The sequence below is a fragment of the Mycolicibacterium sp. 624 genome, assembly GCF_040548615.1.
Classification (GTDB): Bacteria; Actinomycetota; Actinomycetes; order Mycobacteriales; family Mycobacteriaceae; genus Mycobacterium.
Genome location: NZ_JBEPRZ010000006.1, coordinates 118613 through 133165, shown reverse-complemented (window position 1 = coordinate 133165; position 14553 = coordinate 118613). Strand labels below are relative to the sequence as shown.

General features: G+C 65.7%; 14 protein-coding genes. 3 read left to right on the top strand and 11 right to left on the bottom strand.

From position 1 onward, the window contains the following. Nucleotides 1-38: 38 nt before the first annotated feature. The 5 genes from rlmN to ABIA65_RS22940 all read right to left on the bottom strand — a co-directional run bounded on the left by rlmN (nt 39) and on the right by ABIA65_RS22940 (nt 4203). On the bottom strand, nt 39-1130 hold the full coding sequence (gene rlmN / locus ABIA65_RS22960) for a dual-specificity RNA methyltransferase RlmN (RefSeq protein WP_241399724.1): 1092 nt from the start codon (nt 1128-1130) through the stop codon (nt 39-41). A 48-nt stretch (nt 1131-1178) separates the two neighbouring features. After that, nucleotides 1179-2039, bottom strand: a complete 861-nt coding sequence (locus ABIA65_RS22955) for a phosphatidate cytidylyltransferase (protein ID WP_241399725.1) — start codon at nt 2037-2039, stop codon at nt 1179-1181. 33 nt (nt 2040-2072) lie between these two features. Then, nucleotides 2073-2630 carry a ribosome recycling factor gene (frr, locus tag ABIA65_RS22950; RefSeq protein WP_241399726.1) on the bottom strand — a complete coding sequence of 186 codons (558 nt, stop codon included), beginning with the start codon at nt 2628-2630 and terminating at the stop codon, nt 2073-2075. Nucleotides 2631-2672: 42 nt separating this feature from the next. Further along, nucleotides 2673-3401, bottom strand: coding sequence for a UMP kinase (gene pyrH / locus ABIA65_RS22945; protein ID WP_241399727.1), 729 nt, complete (start codon nt 3399-3401; stop codon nt 2673-2675). A gap of 115 nt (nt 3402-3516) precedes the next feature. Further along, nucleotides 3517-4203 carry a class I SAM-dependent methyltransferase gene (locus ABIA65_RS22940; protein ID WP_354525001.1) on the bottom strand — a complete coding sequence of 229 codons (687 nt, stop codon included), beginning with the start codon at nt 4201-4203 and terminating at the stop codon, nt 3517-3519. 45 nt (nt 4204-4248) lie between these two features. Here ABIA65_RS22940 and ABIA65_RS22935 point away from each other — a divergent pair, with 45 nt between their 5' ends. Both ABIA65_RS22935 and ABIA65_RS22930 read left to right on the top strand, forming a co-directional pair. Then, nucleotides 4249-4665, top strand: a complete 417-nt coding sequence (locus tag ABIA65_RS22935; RefSeq protein WP_241399729.1) for a MarR family winged helix-turn-helix transcriptional regulator — start codon at nt 4249-4251, stop codon at nt 4663-4665. 75 nt (nt 4666-4740) lie between these two features. Continuing rightward, a complete protein-coding gene (locus ABIA65_RS22930; RefSeq protein ID WP_354525000.1) occupies nt 4741-5181 on the top strand; it encodes a carboxymuconolactone decarboxylase family protein in 441 nt (146 codons plus the stop codon). A gap of 9 nt (nt 5182-5190) precedes the next feature. Here the strand turns inward: ABIA65_RS22930 and ABIA65_RS22925 are convergent, their stop codons facing one another. Genes ABIA65_RS22925 through ABIA65_RS22905 form a run of 5 tightly spaced genes read right to left on the bottom strand, consistent with a single transcriptional unit; the run spans nt 5191 to nt 11192 of the window. Continuing rightward, entirely contained in the window at nt 5191-7164 is a 1974-nt protein-coding gene (locus tag ABIA65_RS22925) for a primary-amine oxidase (protein WP_354524999.1), read from the bottom strand. Nucleotides 7165-7168: 4 nt separating this feature from the next. Next, nucleotides 7169-8686 carry an APC family permease gene (locus ABIA65_RS22920; protein WP_354524998.1) on the bottom strand — a complete coding sequence of 506 codons (1518 nt, stop codon included), beginning with the start codon at nt 8684-8686 and terminating at the stop codon, nt 7169-7171. Nucleotides 8687-8715: 29 nt separating this feature from the next. Beyond that, the gene (locus ABIA65_RS22915; RefSeq protein WP_354524997.1) at nt 8716-9438 is read right to left on the bottom strand and encodes an ABC transporter ATP-binding protein; all 723 of its coding nucleotides are present in this window, start codon (nt 9436-9438) and stop codon (nt 8716-8718) included. Beyond that, nucleotides 9439-10005 carry an FtsX-like permease family protein gene (locus tag ABIA65_RS22910; RefSeq protein WP_241399734.1) on the bottom strand — a complete coding sequence of 189 codons (567 nt, stop codon included), beginning with the start codon at nt 10003-10005 and terminating at the stop codon, nt 9439-9441. A gap of 17 nt (nt 10006-10022) precedes the next feature. After that, a complete protein-coding gene (locus ABIA65_RS22905; protein WP_354524996.1) occupies nt 10023-11192 on the bottom strand; it encodes an FtsX-like permease family protein in 1170 nt (389 codons plus the stop codon). Between the two features lie 248 nt (nt 11193-11440). Between ABIA65_RS22905 and ABIA65_RS22900 the strand changes: the two genes are divergently transcribed. Next, nucleotides 11441-12982, top strand: a complete 1542-nt coding sequence (locus ABIA65_RS22900) for an alpha/beta fold hydrolase (RefSeq protein WP_354524995.1) — start codon at nt 11441-11443, stop codon at nt 12980-12982. Here ABIA65_RS22900 and ABIA65_RS22895 read toward each other — a convergent pair. Then, nucleotides 12979-14397, bottom strand: a complete 1419-nt coding sequence (locus tag ABIA65_RS22895) for an amidase (protein WP_354524994.1) — start codon at nt 14395-14397, stop codon at nt 12979-12981. The two genes, ABIA65_RS22900 and ABIA65_RS22895, sit on opposite strands and share 4 nt — an antisense overlap. Between the last annotated feature and the right edge of the window lie 156 nt (nt 14398-14553).

Sequence of the window (14553 nt, the reverse complement as noted above, 5' to 3'; positions counted from 1 at the left end):
TCGCTCGCCATCTTCTTCACGTTCGGCAACCAATCGGGCTAGCCCTCGGCCGCCAATTGTCCACAGGCTGCGGCAATTTCGCGGCCACGGGTGTCACGGACCGTGCACGAGACGCCGCGGTCGCTGACTCGCTTGACGAACTCGCGCTCGGCGGGCTTGGGGCTGGCGTCCCACTCGCTGCCGGGGGTGGGGTTGAGCGGAATCACGTTCACGTGCGCCAGCGGCCCGAGTGCAGCGCGGAGCTTCTTACCGAGCATGTCGCCGCGCCACGGCTGGTCGTTGACGTCGCGGATCAGTGCGTACTCGATGGAAACCCGGCGGCCGGTGACCTCGGCGTAGTACCGCGCGGCATCCAGGGCTTCGCCGACGTTCCAGCGATTGTTGACCGGCACCAGGGTGTCACGCAGCTCGTCGTCGGGGGCGTGCAGCGACAGCGCCAGCGTGACCCCGAGTCGTTCGTCGGCCAACTTGCGGATGGCGGGCGCCAGTCCGACTGTCGACACCGTGACCGAGCGCGCCGAGATGCCGAACCCGTTCGGTGGCGGTGCGATGATCCGGCGCACCGCGGCGAGCACCCTGTTGTAGTTGGCCAGTGGTTCGCCCATCCCCATGAAGACGATGTTGGAGAGTCGACCGTCGTGCTCCGCGCGCATGGTTGACGATGCGGCACGGACTTGCTCGAGGATCTCAGCGGTGGACAAGTTGCGGGTGAGGCCGCCCTGGCCGGTCGCGCAGAACGGGCAGGCCATGCCACAACCGGCCTGCGACGAGATGCATACGGTGTTGCGCTGCGGGTAGCGCATCAGCACCGACTCGAATGTGGTGCCATCGTGTCCGCGCCACAACGTCTTCCGCGTCTCCCCCGCGTCACACTGGACGGTCCGCACGACCTTGAGCAGGTCCGGGAACAGCGCTTCGGCGACCTTGTCACGCACCGAGGCCGGCAGATCAGTCATCTCGCGAGGATCGGCGATGAGACGTCCGTAGTACTGGTTGGCGAGCTGCTTGGCACGGAACGCGGGCAGCCCGAGGCCCGTGACAGCTTCTGCTCGCGCCGCCTCGTCGAGGTCGGCGAAATGTGGGGGCGGCATCGCGCGACGGGGCGCGTCGAAGACCAGTTCTTGTTTCATGTCACGTCCAGTATCAACGCTGTCGGCTCACGTAGCGAACCGCCTGGGTCAGACGAGCAGCGTGAGGACGATCCAGGTCGCGACGGCCGAGGGCAGAACGGAGTCGAGACGGTCCATCAGGCCACCGTGGCCCGGCAGCAGGGTTCCCATGTCCTTGATGCCCAGATCGCGCTTGACCTGGGACTCGATCAGATCGCCCAGGGTCCCCGTGATGACCAGCATGATGCCGAGCGGGATGCCGACCCAGGCCGGCTTGTCGAGCAGGAACGCCACGGCGAGCACCGAGGCCGCGGTGCCGAATATCAGCGAGCCCGCGAACCCCTCCCACGACTTCTTCGGGCTGATCGCGGGCACCATCGGGTGCTTCCCGAACAACACGCCTGCGGTGTACCCGCCGATATCGGAGAAGACGACGCCCAGCATCAGGCAAAGCACCCGCCAACGGCCGTCGTCCGGGTACACCAGGAGTGCGCCGAACGCACCGAACAGCGGTATCCAGGCGGCCAGGAAGACCGTTGTGGCGACGTCGCGGAGGTAGTTCTGCGGCGCGTTCTTGAGGCCTCCGGAGAGCAGTCGCCAGATCATGCACACGACAACGGTGCCACCGAAGGCGCCCAATGCCCCCGTCACGCCGTACGGCCAGGTCAACCAGACGATCGCCTGCCCGCCCACCAGCAGCGGAACAATGGGTATCGAGTATCCCGCGGTGCGCAGGCGACGGACCACCTCAAGCGTCGCGACGGCCATCGCGACTGCCACTACCGGAATCCAGCCGAGAGGGGCGAAGACCAGGATGGCGATGACGCCGAATCCCAGGAATGCGCCGACCGCTATCGCGGCGGGCAGGTTACGTCCGGCCCGCGACGTCTTCTTGGGCTCCCCGGTTGGAGCGATCTCGGTATCTGCCACGGAATACGTCGCTAAAGGTCGGTCGGCGATGACCTAGACCTCCAGCAGCTCGCCTTCTTTGTGCTTGACCAACTCGTCGATCTGGCCGGTGTAGGTCTGGGTGGCCTTGTCGAGTTCCTTCTCGGCGCGGCTCACATCGTCCTCGCCTGCATCGCCGTCCTTCTTGATGCGGGCCAGCTCCTCCATCGCCTTGCGGCGGATGTTGCGTACCGACACCTTGGCGTCCTCACCCTTGCCCTTCGCCTGCTTGACCAGGTCACGGCGCCGCTCCTCGGTGAGCTGCGGGATGGAGATGCGGATGATGTTGCCGTCGTTGCTCGGGTTCACACCGAGGTCGGAGTTGCGGATGGCATCTTCGATGACGCGCAGCTGGGTGGCCTCATACGGCTTGATGATCACCATGCGTGCCTCGGGCACATTGATCGACGACAACTGCGTGATAGGCGTCATCGCGCCGTAGTACTCGATGTTGATCCGCGAGAACATGCCCGGATTGGCGCGGCCGGTCCGGATGGTCGAGAGGTCGTCCCGCGCCACCGACACCGCCTTCTCCATCTTCTCCTCGGCGTCGAAGAGGGTTTCGTCGATCACGGTGCTTCTCCTGTTTCTGCTCCTCGCGAGCGCAGCCGCCCGCTAGGTGGTGACCAGTGTTCCGATCTTCTCACCTGCGACCGCACGCGCGATATTGCCGTCCGTGAGCAGGTTGAACACCAGAATGGGCATGCCGTTGTCCATACAGAGGCTGAATGCCGTCGCATCGGCCACCTTCAGTCCTCGGTCGATCACCTCGCGATGGCTGATCGCGGTGATCATCTCGGCGTCCGGGTTGTCCCGCGGATCGTCGGTGTAGATGCCGTCGACGGCCTTGGCCATGAGGACGACCTCCGCCCCGATCTCCAGCGCACGCTGTGCCGCGGTCGTGTCGGTGGAGAAGTAGGGCAGCCCCATGCCTGCACCGAAGATGACCACGCGGCCCTTCTCGAGGTGCCTGCGCGCGCGAAGCGGGATGTACGGTTCGGCGACCTGCCCCATCGTGATGGCGGTCTGCACGCGGGTGTCGATGCCCTCCTTCTGCAGGAAGTCCTGCAGCGCGAGGCTGTTCATCACCGTGCCGAGCATGCCCATGTAGTCCGAACGGGTGCGCTCCATACCGCGCTGCTGCAGCTGCGCTCCACGGAAGAAGTTTCCGCCCCCGATGACGACGGCGACCTGCGCGCCACTGCGCACCACGTCGGCGATCTGACGCGCCACGAGTGCCACGACATCGGGGTCGAGGCCCACCTGCCCGCCGCCGAACATCTCACCCCCGAGCTTGAGCAATACGCGGGTGTACATCGGCCTGATGGGGGCCGCCTGTGTCATCGGGCTCCTCCGGATCGGGGCAAGTCTCACCCGTCCCGGCAATCACCAGGGACGGTGACTCAATCCTGCCTCATGGAGGCTGCCCGACGACGCAGGGGTGGCACTAGCCAGCCAATCAGTCGAGGTGTGCCGACAGCAGCCAGGCGGGCACTGACATGCGGCCGTTGCCCTCATCCGCTGCGCCCGCACCCGCAAATTCCTTGAAGTGGGCAGCGTTCTCTCCGACGTTGGCATGGATTCGCGCGGGCCTGATCTCATCGATCACCCAGTACTTCGACACCACGTCGCGCAGCTCCTGCTCGGTGACGGGATTCGCCGGGTTGCCCACGGGCATCGAGGTGCGATCGAAGACCAGCACGAAGTACGACGCGCCCGGCGCTGCGGCGCGCACGATCGACTGTTGGTAACCCTCCCGCAGCTCGACAGGCATTGAGCGGAACAGCGTCGAATCAATGATGGTGCCGAAACGTCCGTCGTAGCCGGTGAACGCGCTGATATCGGCGACGTCGAGGCTCACGTTCGTCAGACCGCGCTTCGCCGCCTCCTCGCGGGCAAGCGTTATCGCCGTCGGAGACTGGTCCAGGCCCACGGCCGTGTGCCCGAGTTCGGCCAGCGCCAGCGCCGTCGCGGCCTCACCGCAGCCGGCGTCGAGAACCTCACCGTGAACCCTGCCCGCGGCGATCAGCGCGGCGATCTCGGGCTGCGGCTCGCCGATGCTCCATGGCGGCCGAGCGCCCATACCCATCACTTCGGCGTCGCCACGGTAGGCGGAATCGAACATCTCGTCACTGGGGTTCGTCATTCATCCGGTGTATCAACCTAGTTGATATATGTCAAGATAACTGACATGGTCGACGATGAGAACCGCCCGCTCGGGTTTCTGCTGCACCGCGTCATCGCGCACCTGCGGGCCGAAGTGACCCAGAACGCCTTGGAACCCCTCGGTCTGACCTTCACGCAATACCTCTGCATGCGACTGCTGTCGCAGACACCCGGTCACTCCAACGCCGATCTCGCCCGCAACCTGTTCGTGTCGCCGCAGGCGATGAATATGACGGTGCGCGGACTGCAGGAGCGGGGACTGGTGACGCGGCCCGCGACGGTGGCATCCGGCCGGTCCCTGCCCGCCGAACTGACCCGCGAGGGCGTCGCGATGCTGGCACGCACCGACGCCGGCGTGCGCGAGGCCGAGGAGAGGGTTCTCACGCCACTCTCGGCCCAGGATCAAAGGCATCTGCGACGCATTCTGGCCGAGCTGGGCTGATCGTTATCGTCCGCGCTGTCACGAATCGGGTATCGACTGCGTCTTAGTTGACGTACCCGACGAATTGGAGGCGACATGGCGGTTCGGACCTTGTTGAACACCGCAGTACCCACGGCCTATCAGACCCTGATCACGCTCAGTGAGCAGGCCGAGAAGGCCGCACTTGACGCCGGAGTCGATCCGCTGTCGATCGAATTGGTGCGGATCCGGGCCTCACAGCTGAACGGCTGCGGCTTCTGCCTGCGGATGCACGTTCGCGACGCACTGGCCAAGGGTGAGAGCACCGACCGGATCGCCGTCATACCGGCATGGCGCGAGACGGCGTACTTCTCCCCCGCCGAGCGCGCCGCGCTGGCGATCGCCGAGGAGATCACCAACATCTCCTCCACCGCGGCGAGCGCCGACGATGGCGACGCGCTGACGGTGGCCCAGGCCGCGGCGCTGCGATGGGTCGCGATCGCCATCAACGGGTTCAACCGCGTCGCGATCTCGAGTCATTACGCCGTCAAACCCTGACGCCCAGCCTCAGTGCTTGGCGTGGCACGCCTTGGGCGGTGAGGGCGGGAGGTCCAGTGCCGGGTTGCCGTCGAAGAAGCCCACCGGCTTGAGGTGGAATCCCGTGTAGGCACAGGGCATCACGGGCCAGTCCTCCGGCCGCACCACGTGATGTGCGCCGAGGGTGTACCAGAGCACCACGTCGGTGTCCTCCAGTGGCGCGTCATCGGCGACGTACTCGGGCAGACCCTGGGCGTCGGCGGATTGGTACATGTAATCGCCGGCGGCGAACATCTCCCCCTGGTCATACCTGGTCACCCAGAGGTTGTGCTGCACGAAGCGGGCGCGGTCGTAGATGTGCGATCCCTCCTGCACCATCACGGGCACGATGTCCTTCGGCACCAGCTTGTAGGCCACCGGGGCGCCGAGTTCATTGCACTTCGACGGGTTGGTGATCTTCCAGTACCGGCCGGTCTGCCAATCCCAGTCCCGCGCACCGTCGGCCTCCGACGCCACCAGCGTGTCGCGGGTGATCCATGCGTTGTGATGCGGATTGAGTGCGGCGTCAGGCTCGGGAATCGAATCCACCTCGTACACACTGTTTCCCGGCCCGTCGATGCTCATGTCCAGCCGGAAGTTGAAGAAGTGCTGGTGATTGGGCCCGTAAATCCCCGGGGCCACCATCTTGCCCCAGCGCGGCACCTCGCCGTCCTCGATGGCACCCGTGGTGAGCACACCGGACAGCTTGACCTCGACCTCGATGGAGGCGTCGTTGTAGAGATACCAGAAGAAGCCGTACTCGTAGTTTCCGACGGTGCAGATCATCGAGATCACCAGCCGCCGCGAACGCCGCACCTCAACCTCGCCGGTGCGGAAGTCGGTGTGCTTCCAGGAGATTCCGAAGTCCTCCTCGTGCATGCAGATGGCGTTGGGGATCGTCACCGCATTGCCGTCGGAGTCGTTCACCGTGCCGTCGAAGTAGTGAATCTCACCCAGACAGTCACAGCCAAGCGTCAGCGGATTGGCCGAGAACCCCATGCCGACCTCACCCATGTCGAAGACGTTCTTGTTCCAGTGCGTCGGCGATGTGTCGCCGTACGGCACGACCATCTCCGACAGCGAACCCCGGTACATGATCGGCCGCGTCGCACCGCGGTCGGTGTAGGAGACCTCGTGCAGCGTGATGCCCTCGCGCGGGTTGAAGCCGATCCGCAGCGACCACTTCTGCCATTGCACGTGCCAGCCGTCGACGGTGAAGCTCGGGCCGTCGGGCTGGGTTATCTCGATGGGCTTCACGTCGGAGCGGAACTCGGTGAACGCGGGCCGGTTGTTCTCGTCGAACATGAATCGCGGGTCGTAGTTGCCTGCCGTGGGCGGGAGCGGCACCACACCGTGGTCCTCGATCTCGATGACCTCCATCGTGTCGAGGTTGAAGGTGACGATCAGACCCTCGACCGGGCGCGCGTAGCCGTGTTCGGATGGCGCGGCCCGCATGAACGTCAGTGGCCGGCACACCAGCGGTGCGTTGTCGTAGTGATCCTGCGCGCCGTAGTAGCCCGCAGGCCACGGGTCGATCATCGCCAGGCTGAAGTCAGTGACGCCTCGCTTGCGCATCGCCTCCTGCCAGCGGGGGTCCTCGCGGACCGTCTCCTCCACCCCCGTCATATGCTCCACCAGATATGACGGGAACCGGCCGGGAATCGACTCCCACGACTCGATCACGCGCGCTCCGAGGTCGACGACCGCCTCGTAGATCATCTTCGCCGCGGCGTCGTACATGGACGCGAACGCACACCGCGGGACCTCGAGCCCGGTGAATGTCAGGCCCGCGTTCTTGGCGGGTTCGGCAAGCTGGATCATCACGAATTTCAGTGTCGGCGTCGAGTATTCGGATGCCATGATGATCGACGCCGCGGCCTGAATCTCGGCGCCGTTCAGGGGATCCAGCGGATACCGCGTCACCGCTTCGCCCGTGCCGGACAGGACCGTGTCTTCCATCGTCATGCTGTTACACCGCTTCCGTGTCGGACTTCGCGTCCTTAGTCAGATCGAAGACCGCCAGATGTGCCAGCGCGTCCTCCTGACTTACCTTGTGCGCCGAACGCCTGCCGAACACGAACACGATCAGTCCCAGGGCGAACATGCCCAGGCTGATGCCGCCCACCCATGTCATCCAGGTGGCGGCGGGCACGTCAATCCACGGCGTCACGAACGAGTAGTAGACGCCGCCGATCGTGCCCAGCGTGCCAACGATGACCGTGATCCACACGCCGACCATGCCGCCGGGAATGCGCCAGAACGTCTCCGTGGCATAGCGATCGGCGTACTTCTTGCGCGCGACGATCACCGGGATGAGGAAGAAGAAGCCCGACAGCAGCCACACCGTGCTCAGGCCGCCCTGCAGATAGATGGTCACGTTGGCCATGCTGCTCTGCGAGTACAAGCCGACCAGGATCAGCGATGAGATGACGCCCTGAATCAGGATGGCGGACACCGGGTTGCGGGTGCGGGGGTTGAGGTGGGTGAATATGCGCGGCAGGTGTCGCTCGAGGCCCGAGACGAAGATCAGGCGCGAGTAGGCCACCTGGTAGGTCATGAGTGCCACGATGATGATGCCGGCCAGCACGACCGCGCCGATCTCCATCAAACCGGGAAAGCCCGACACCCCGAGGTTGGCGATAACACCAGTCACCGGGTCGATTTCGTCGCTCGGCAGGACCATGATCGTGCCCAGCGTCGTCATCAGGTAGATGGCAACCAGTGCAATCGAGCCCCACAGGATCATCCTCGGACCGCTGCGGCGCACCGACAGGAACTCCGCTCCCATGTTGTACGGCGTCTCGACACCGAGCAGATACAGCAGCACTGTGCCGTACAGGAACCCCGCGACGGCGAAGTTGGGGATCGTCGCCTCATGCCAGCTGAACGGGGTGGCGGAACCGTTCTCGACGGCGAACAGGAGACCGCAGATGAAGATCGTCAGCGTCAGGATGCAGTACACGACGAAGACGACGTTCATGATCCTCTGATTGGCGGCGAGCTTCGCCAGCGCCAGCCCGATGACCGTCCACAGGATCACCAGCTGCAGGATGATGCTGGTCGTCAAGCCCAGTTCGGTGTGGAATGCCAGCAGAAGGAACTGCAGGACGACCGCGGGTGAGGACGCGGCGTTCAGGATCACCGGCACCCATGACAGGTAACCGCCGATGAATCCCCAGGTTTCGCCCATCGTTCTGGTGGCCCAGATGTACACACCACCTTGGCCGGGCCAGAGATTGCCGAGTTCCACCACGGCCATGCCAGCGGGGATGAGGAAGGTGAGGATGCCGAGCACCCACATCGGGATGGCCGTCCAGCCACCCGCTGCCATGATCGACGATCCGGTGACCCAGCAGATGATGAACACATATGCCGCAGTGAGACCGAACGTGCTCATCACCTTCGGCAGAATCTGTTCGGGGACCAGCTCGGTGGTCATGAGCTTGTCGCGGTCGGATGGTGGGGCTGCTTCGAGTTCTTGTGTCATGAGTTCTCTCCCAATCGGATTCACGCGGATCAGTTGACGATTTGTCCGTCTTTCATCCGGACGACACGGCTCGCTTCGTCGGCCACTCCTGCGTCATGAGTGCTGGCCACGACCGTGACGCCGAGCGTCAGGCACAGGTCGCGCAGCATCCGCACCACCGTCTCCCCCGTGCGGTGATCCAGGTTCGCGGTCGGCTCATCGGCAAGCACCAGGGTGGGGTTGCTGATGAGGGACCGCGCGATGGCGGTGCGCTGCTGCTCACCGCCGGACATCTTGGTGGGCTGATGGTTCACCCGGTGGCCGAGTCCGACGAGTTCGAGTAATTCGGTGGCGCGCTTGCGCAGTGCCTTGCGGTCATAGGGCTCGAACATCAACGGAAGCTCGACGTTCTCGACGGCGGAGAGGAAGGGGATCAGGTTGTAGCTCTGGAAGATGAACCCGATGGTGTCGTGGCGGAGCGCCGCGAACTGGCTCTCGGTGAGCTGCGCGGTGTCCCTGCCTGCCACCTTCACGATCCCCTTGGTGGGACGATCGAGGCCACCGATGATGTTCAGCAGCGTCGACTTCCCGCTGCCGCTGGGACCCATCAGGCAGACGAACTCGCCGGGCACGACCTGTAGTTCGGCGGCCACCAACGCCTTGACCACCTCATCGCCGAACTTGTGCAACTTCCACACGTCGGAGATCTCGATGACGGGTGCCGTCGTCGTGGACGATGCGGCCTCGGCCACGCTCGCGTCGATGATGGTCATTCAGCCTCCAGATGAGAGTGAGCGGATCGGTGGCCGCGACGCTGCGTTCCATGTGGGCACGATGCTGGTGGCCAGTGCGGCCAGAATGCTGACGACGACGGAGATCACGACGCCGAGCAGTAGCCCGCCGACCGCGACACCGGTGGGAACCAGGCCCATCGCGTTGAGAGTGAACGCGGCGATGACGGCGACTGCCGCTCCCCCGACCGCACCGAGCACCGCGGCGATCGCGGGCTCGACCAGAAGCGCCGCCACGACGGGTCCTCGCGGAATACCGTTGGCCCCCAGCACTCCAAGCTCACGGGTCCGGTGCGCGACGGTGCGCGTGGTGGCCACGGCCACCTCGACCACGCCCACCAGCAGAACGGTCACCGCGATCAGGACCACCGCACTCGCGATCTGATCTGCATGGCCGAGCGATGCCGACTGCGCACGGATGCCGTCAGCCATCCCGAACACGATGACGACAAGGAACGCTCCGGTCGCCGTGGTGATCGCGGGCAGGATCATCTCACCGAGCCGTCGGCGAGCCGACAGCCAGCCATAGGCCAGTCCCCTGCTCAGCATGTTTCCCCTCGCCCCGGTCATCTATCCCCCAACAGGTCAACGGGCCGCTGTTGCAACAGCCGGTGCACGGGCACCAGCGCGCCGACAATGGCCATTGCGGGCAGGAACGCCGCGACCATCGCCGCTGCCTGGGCCCAGGCGATGGGTGTCGCGATATCCGGAATGACCAGGGCGACAGCGGCTCCCGCACCGGCGACCCCGACGACGTACGCAACGATGAACACGATCGCCGACTCGACGAGGAAGAAGTACAGCACCTCGTCGGCCAGACCGATGCTCGACATGATGCCGAACTCGCGCTTGCGTTCGGCGACGGCGGCGAGGAACGACGACAGGGCGATGACGAAGCCGAGGATCAGGCCAATCGTCGAGATCAGGCCCAATGTGGAGCTGGTGACCTTTCCCGAGAACAGTGCAGAGTACATCTGCTCGAAGCTCAGTGGACCCGAGCCGCCGACGGTGTCATAGATCAGCCCGGCGCCATGCGGATCGGGTGTCACCGCCGGGTCGGCGGTGGACGGCAGGTCGACCGCGGCGCCGAACACCTGCGCGAGGTCGCGCCGCTTCTCCTGGCCCTTGGGAGCGTGCACCGTCCACCACGCGTGATCGCCGACGACGGCCTGCGCGCGGGCGGTCGAGACGTACGCGCTCTGTCCCCCACCTGGGGCGACCGCGACCGTCAGGGTGTCACCTGCCAGGACGATCTGATCGCTTGGGCCCCTGCCGAGGCGCTCGGCCAGTTGCGATCCCAATGTGACTTGGTTGCTCGGGATCTCGTCGCTGCCGCGGAGCGAAACCGTCTCACCACCGATGTGCGTGACACCGGATGGCGTCCAGGTGGCGGTCCAGCCAGGCGGTGCCGTGAACGTTGGTGCGGCACCGCCGGCGACCAATGCCTGGGCAGCCGAGTCGTAGTACACACCCTCGGCGGGAACAACCCACAGTTGGGCGTCGCCGAGAACGTCGGTCACGGCGTCAGCGCCGGTGATCGCGAAACTCGCCGAGATGGTACGGACGATCGTCACACAGGCGATGGCCAGTGCGATACCGACGACGGACAGCACAAACCGCTCGGGGCGTCGGCGGATGTTCGCCAGCGCAAACCGGATCAGACACGTCAGCGTGTTGCCCGAGGTTGCGGTGGCGATCGCCGGTGATCGAACGGTTGTGGGCGCAGGGGTCTCCACACGGAGAAGACTGCGGCCATCCTGTTTCCTCGGTGGCGACTACCGGTGTCACGCAGGTTAACTCGCCGACGGCGCCGTTACGCCGCTGTGTCACAGCGGCTACGGATCTCGTTGCGAACTCAGTCTCGAACACGCCTCACCGCCCCGAGGATCGCCCCTGCGGCCATTGCGTCAGCGGCCCGACCAGCGCATCAGCACACCACACGAAGTGGCAACGGATGCAACGAATCACGGCTATTGTCTTCCTGGTGCAAAGATCCGGCGCCACACTCGCGGCCCTCACCCTGCTGCCCGCTCTGCTGATCGGCGGCTGTGCCCAACAGCCCGCTTCCGCGCCCGAGTCCGCACCCGCGCCATCGGGGGCGACCTTCGAGTCCGCCCCGTGCCCGAACCCCAATATGGCCGGCGTCCCGGCGGCCGATCTCGGTCCGGAGTTCTCCTGCGGCTTCCTGGTGGTTCCGGAGAACCGCAACCGGCCCGACGGTCGCACCATCAAGATCGCAGTCGCCCGCGCCAAGGCCCAGTCGGCCGATCCGCGGCCCGACCCGCTGGTCTACCTCACCGGCGGACCGGGTGGTCCTGGCCTACCGCTTGGCAACGGCTTGGTCGCGACAGGCCTCAATCGGGACCGCGACCTCATCGTCGTTGACCAGCGCGGCACACTGCACTCACAGCCAGTCCTCACCTGCCCCGAGATCGACGGCTTCGTCGACAGCGCGCTGGGAATGTCAATCCAGGCGCCGAGTACGGCCGAGAAGGACCTGGCCGCGGTGCGGGCATGCCGTGACCGGCTGACCGGCGAGGGCATCGACCTGGCGTCATTCGACACCACCGAGAACGCCGCGGACATCGCCGATCTCCGCACCGCGCTGGGAATCGAGGAGTGGAACGTCTATGGCGTGTCCTATGGCAGTGATCTCGCACTGCAACTGCTGCGCGATCACCCCGAGGGCATCCGCAGCATCGTCGTGGACTCCCTGGCGCCACCCCAGACGAATCTGATCGAGCGGTTCTGGCCCAGCGCGGCGGAGGGACAGGCGGCACTGTTCGACGCGTGTGAGGCGCAACCCGCGTGTGCACGCGCCTACCCCGGTCTGGCCGATGAGTTCACGGCCACCGTGAACCGGCTGGCCAGGGAACCTGTCGTCGTCGACGTGCCCGGCACCGCCGGAGCGTCTCAACGGCGGGTGGTCATCGACGGCTACACACTGGCCAACCTGGTGGTCTCCTCGACGCTGAACACCCGTCTCATCCCAGCCCTGCCCAAGGCAATTCACGCCATCGCCACTGGCGATCCCGCCCCGGCGGCGGGTCTGTTGGCGGCAGCGATCGGTCCTCCGAACATCGTCGGCTACGGCCTGACCTATGGCGTGTTCTGCCGCGAGAGTGTGGCGTTCACCGATACGCCGCGGATTCTCGCCGCGGCCCAGCGAGCGCTTCCACTGCTGCCCACCGAGGTGTTGTCGCTGGCGCCGCAGGCACCGCGGATCGTCGACGAGTGCGGCGTGTGGAACGTCGGTGCCGCCGACAAGGCCGTGCACGCACCGGTGCGCAGCGAGGTCCCCGCGCTCTTGCTGGCCGGCACGCTGGACGCCGTCACGCCACCCAGTCAGGCCGATGTGGCCGCCGAGGGTCTACCGAACGGGCACGTCGTCCGCATCGCTGGTTCAGGACACGACGTGCTGAGCACCTCGACGTGCGCACAGCAGATCACGATCGACTTCCTCGATGAACCAACCGATTACGACGCGGGATGTGCAGCCACAACCCGCGTACCCCCGTTCGACTAGAGCGCGACCAACGGCGGTCGACGGAACGCGTTGGCGGCCTCGAGTTCGAATGCCAGCTCCAACAACGTGGCGTCCTGACCGAGGCGCGCGCTGAGCATCACGCCGATCGGCAGGCCGTTCTCCGAGACTGCCAGCGGAAGTGAGATGGCGGGATCGCCCGTGACGTTCTGCAGTGGCGTGAACGCCACCCAGTCCACCAGTCGCGAGATGATCTGGTCGTAGTCGGCCGTCGGGTCCAGATGTCCGACTTTCGGCGGCTCCTCGGCGAGCGTCGGTGTGAGAAGCACGTCGTAGGCCGAGACATCCTTGAGCATGCGCCGTCGCAGCGACGCCAGGCGAGTGATCGCCACGGGCAGCCGGTGCAGGTTGCGGCCCGCATGCCGCTCCAGGCCCAGCGTGAGGTTGTCCAGCTTGCTGCGGTCGAACGAGGGGCCGAATCGCTGCTTGCCGCCGCGCACTAGCGCGAATGACAGCAGCGCCCAGTAGAGCAGGAAGTCATCGATGAACGAGGCGGGCACCGGAGGCCGGTCGAGGCACTCGACGCGATGGCCCATCTGTTCAAGAAGCGCCGCTGCCTGCAGCGTGCGCTCGCGTACCTCCGGGCTGGCCTCCCGGATCACCGATTTGGTGAAGACACCGACCCGCAGACGCGAGCGGCCCGGCCCGGTGATGTCACCAATCGGCGCGAGCCTGGGGTTGCGCCAAGTCTTCTCGATCTCGCGGTAGAACGCGGCGGTATCGCGCACGGACCGGGTGACCACGCCGTTGGCGACGATCCGGATCGGCATCTGGCGCATGTCCTTGTCCAGCGGCAGCCGTCCGCGCGACGGTTTGAGTCCCACCAGACCGTTACACGACGCCGGGATCCGGATGGACCCGCCGCCGTCGTTGGCGTGCGCGATGGGCACTACTCCGGATGCCACGAACGCCCCCGACCCCGAGGATGACGCCCCGGCGGTGCGCTCGGTGTCCCACGGGTTGCGAACGGCGCCGAGGCGGGGATGCTCGGCTGATGCGCTGAAACCGAACTCCGACAGCTGCGTCTTACCAAGCGGAGTCAGTCCGGTGCCCAGATAGGCACGCACGAACTCGCCGTCGGTCGCCGCGGGCCGCGGTGCCCACGCGTCGGTACCCTCCATCATCGGCATACCCGCGGCCTGGACGTTGTCCTTGACGAACGTCGGTACGCCGTCGAAGAAGCCACCGTAGGAGTGCTGTGCCGCGGCTCGCGCGCGGGCCCTGTCAAAGGCCTCGTACGCCAGACCATTGAGCTGCGGGTTGACCTTCTGGGTCCGCGCGATCGCCGCCTCGACCGCCTCGGCGCGAGAGATCGCCCCCGACTTGATCGCGTCGACCACCCCGACGGCATCCAATTCACCCAGCGCGTCGTCGTCGAACGCGGACACAAGTGCCATCGCACCGACGTTAGCAGCTGGCCCGGTAGCCAAAGAGGAAGTCAAAGAGGTAGCCCACAATTTTAGGTGAGGGCACCCTAAGCTGCGAGCGGCCTCTGCTCGCGATCGATCCGAGCCATGCCATCCAGGATCGGATCCAAGGAGCAAAACGCACAT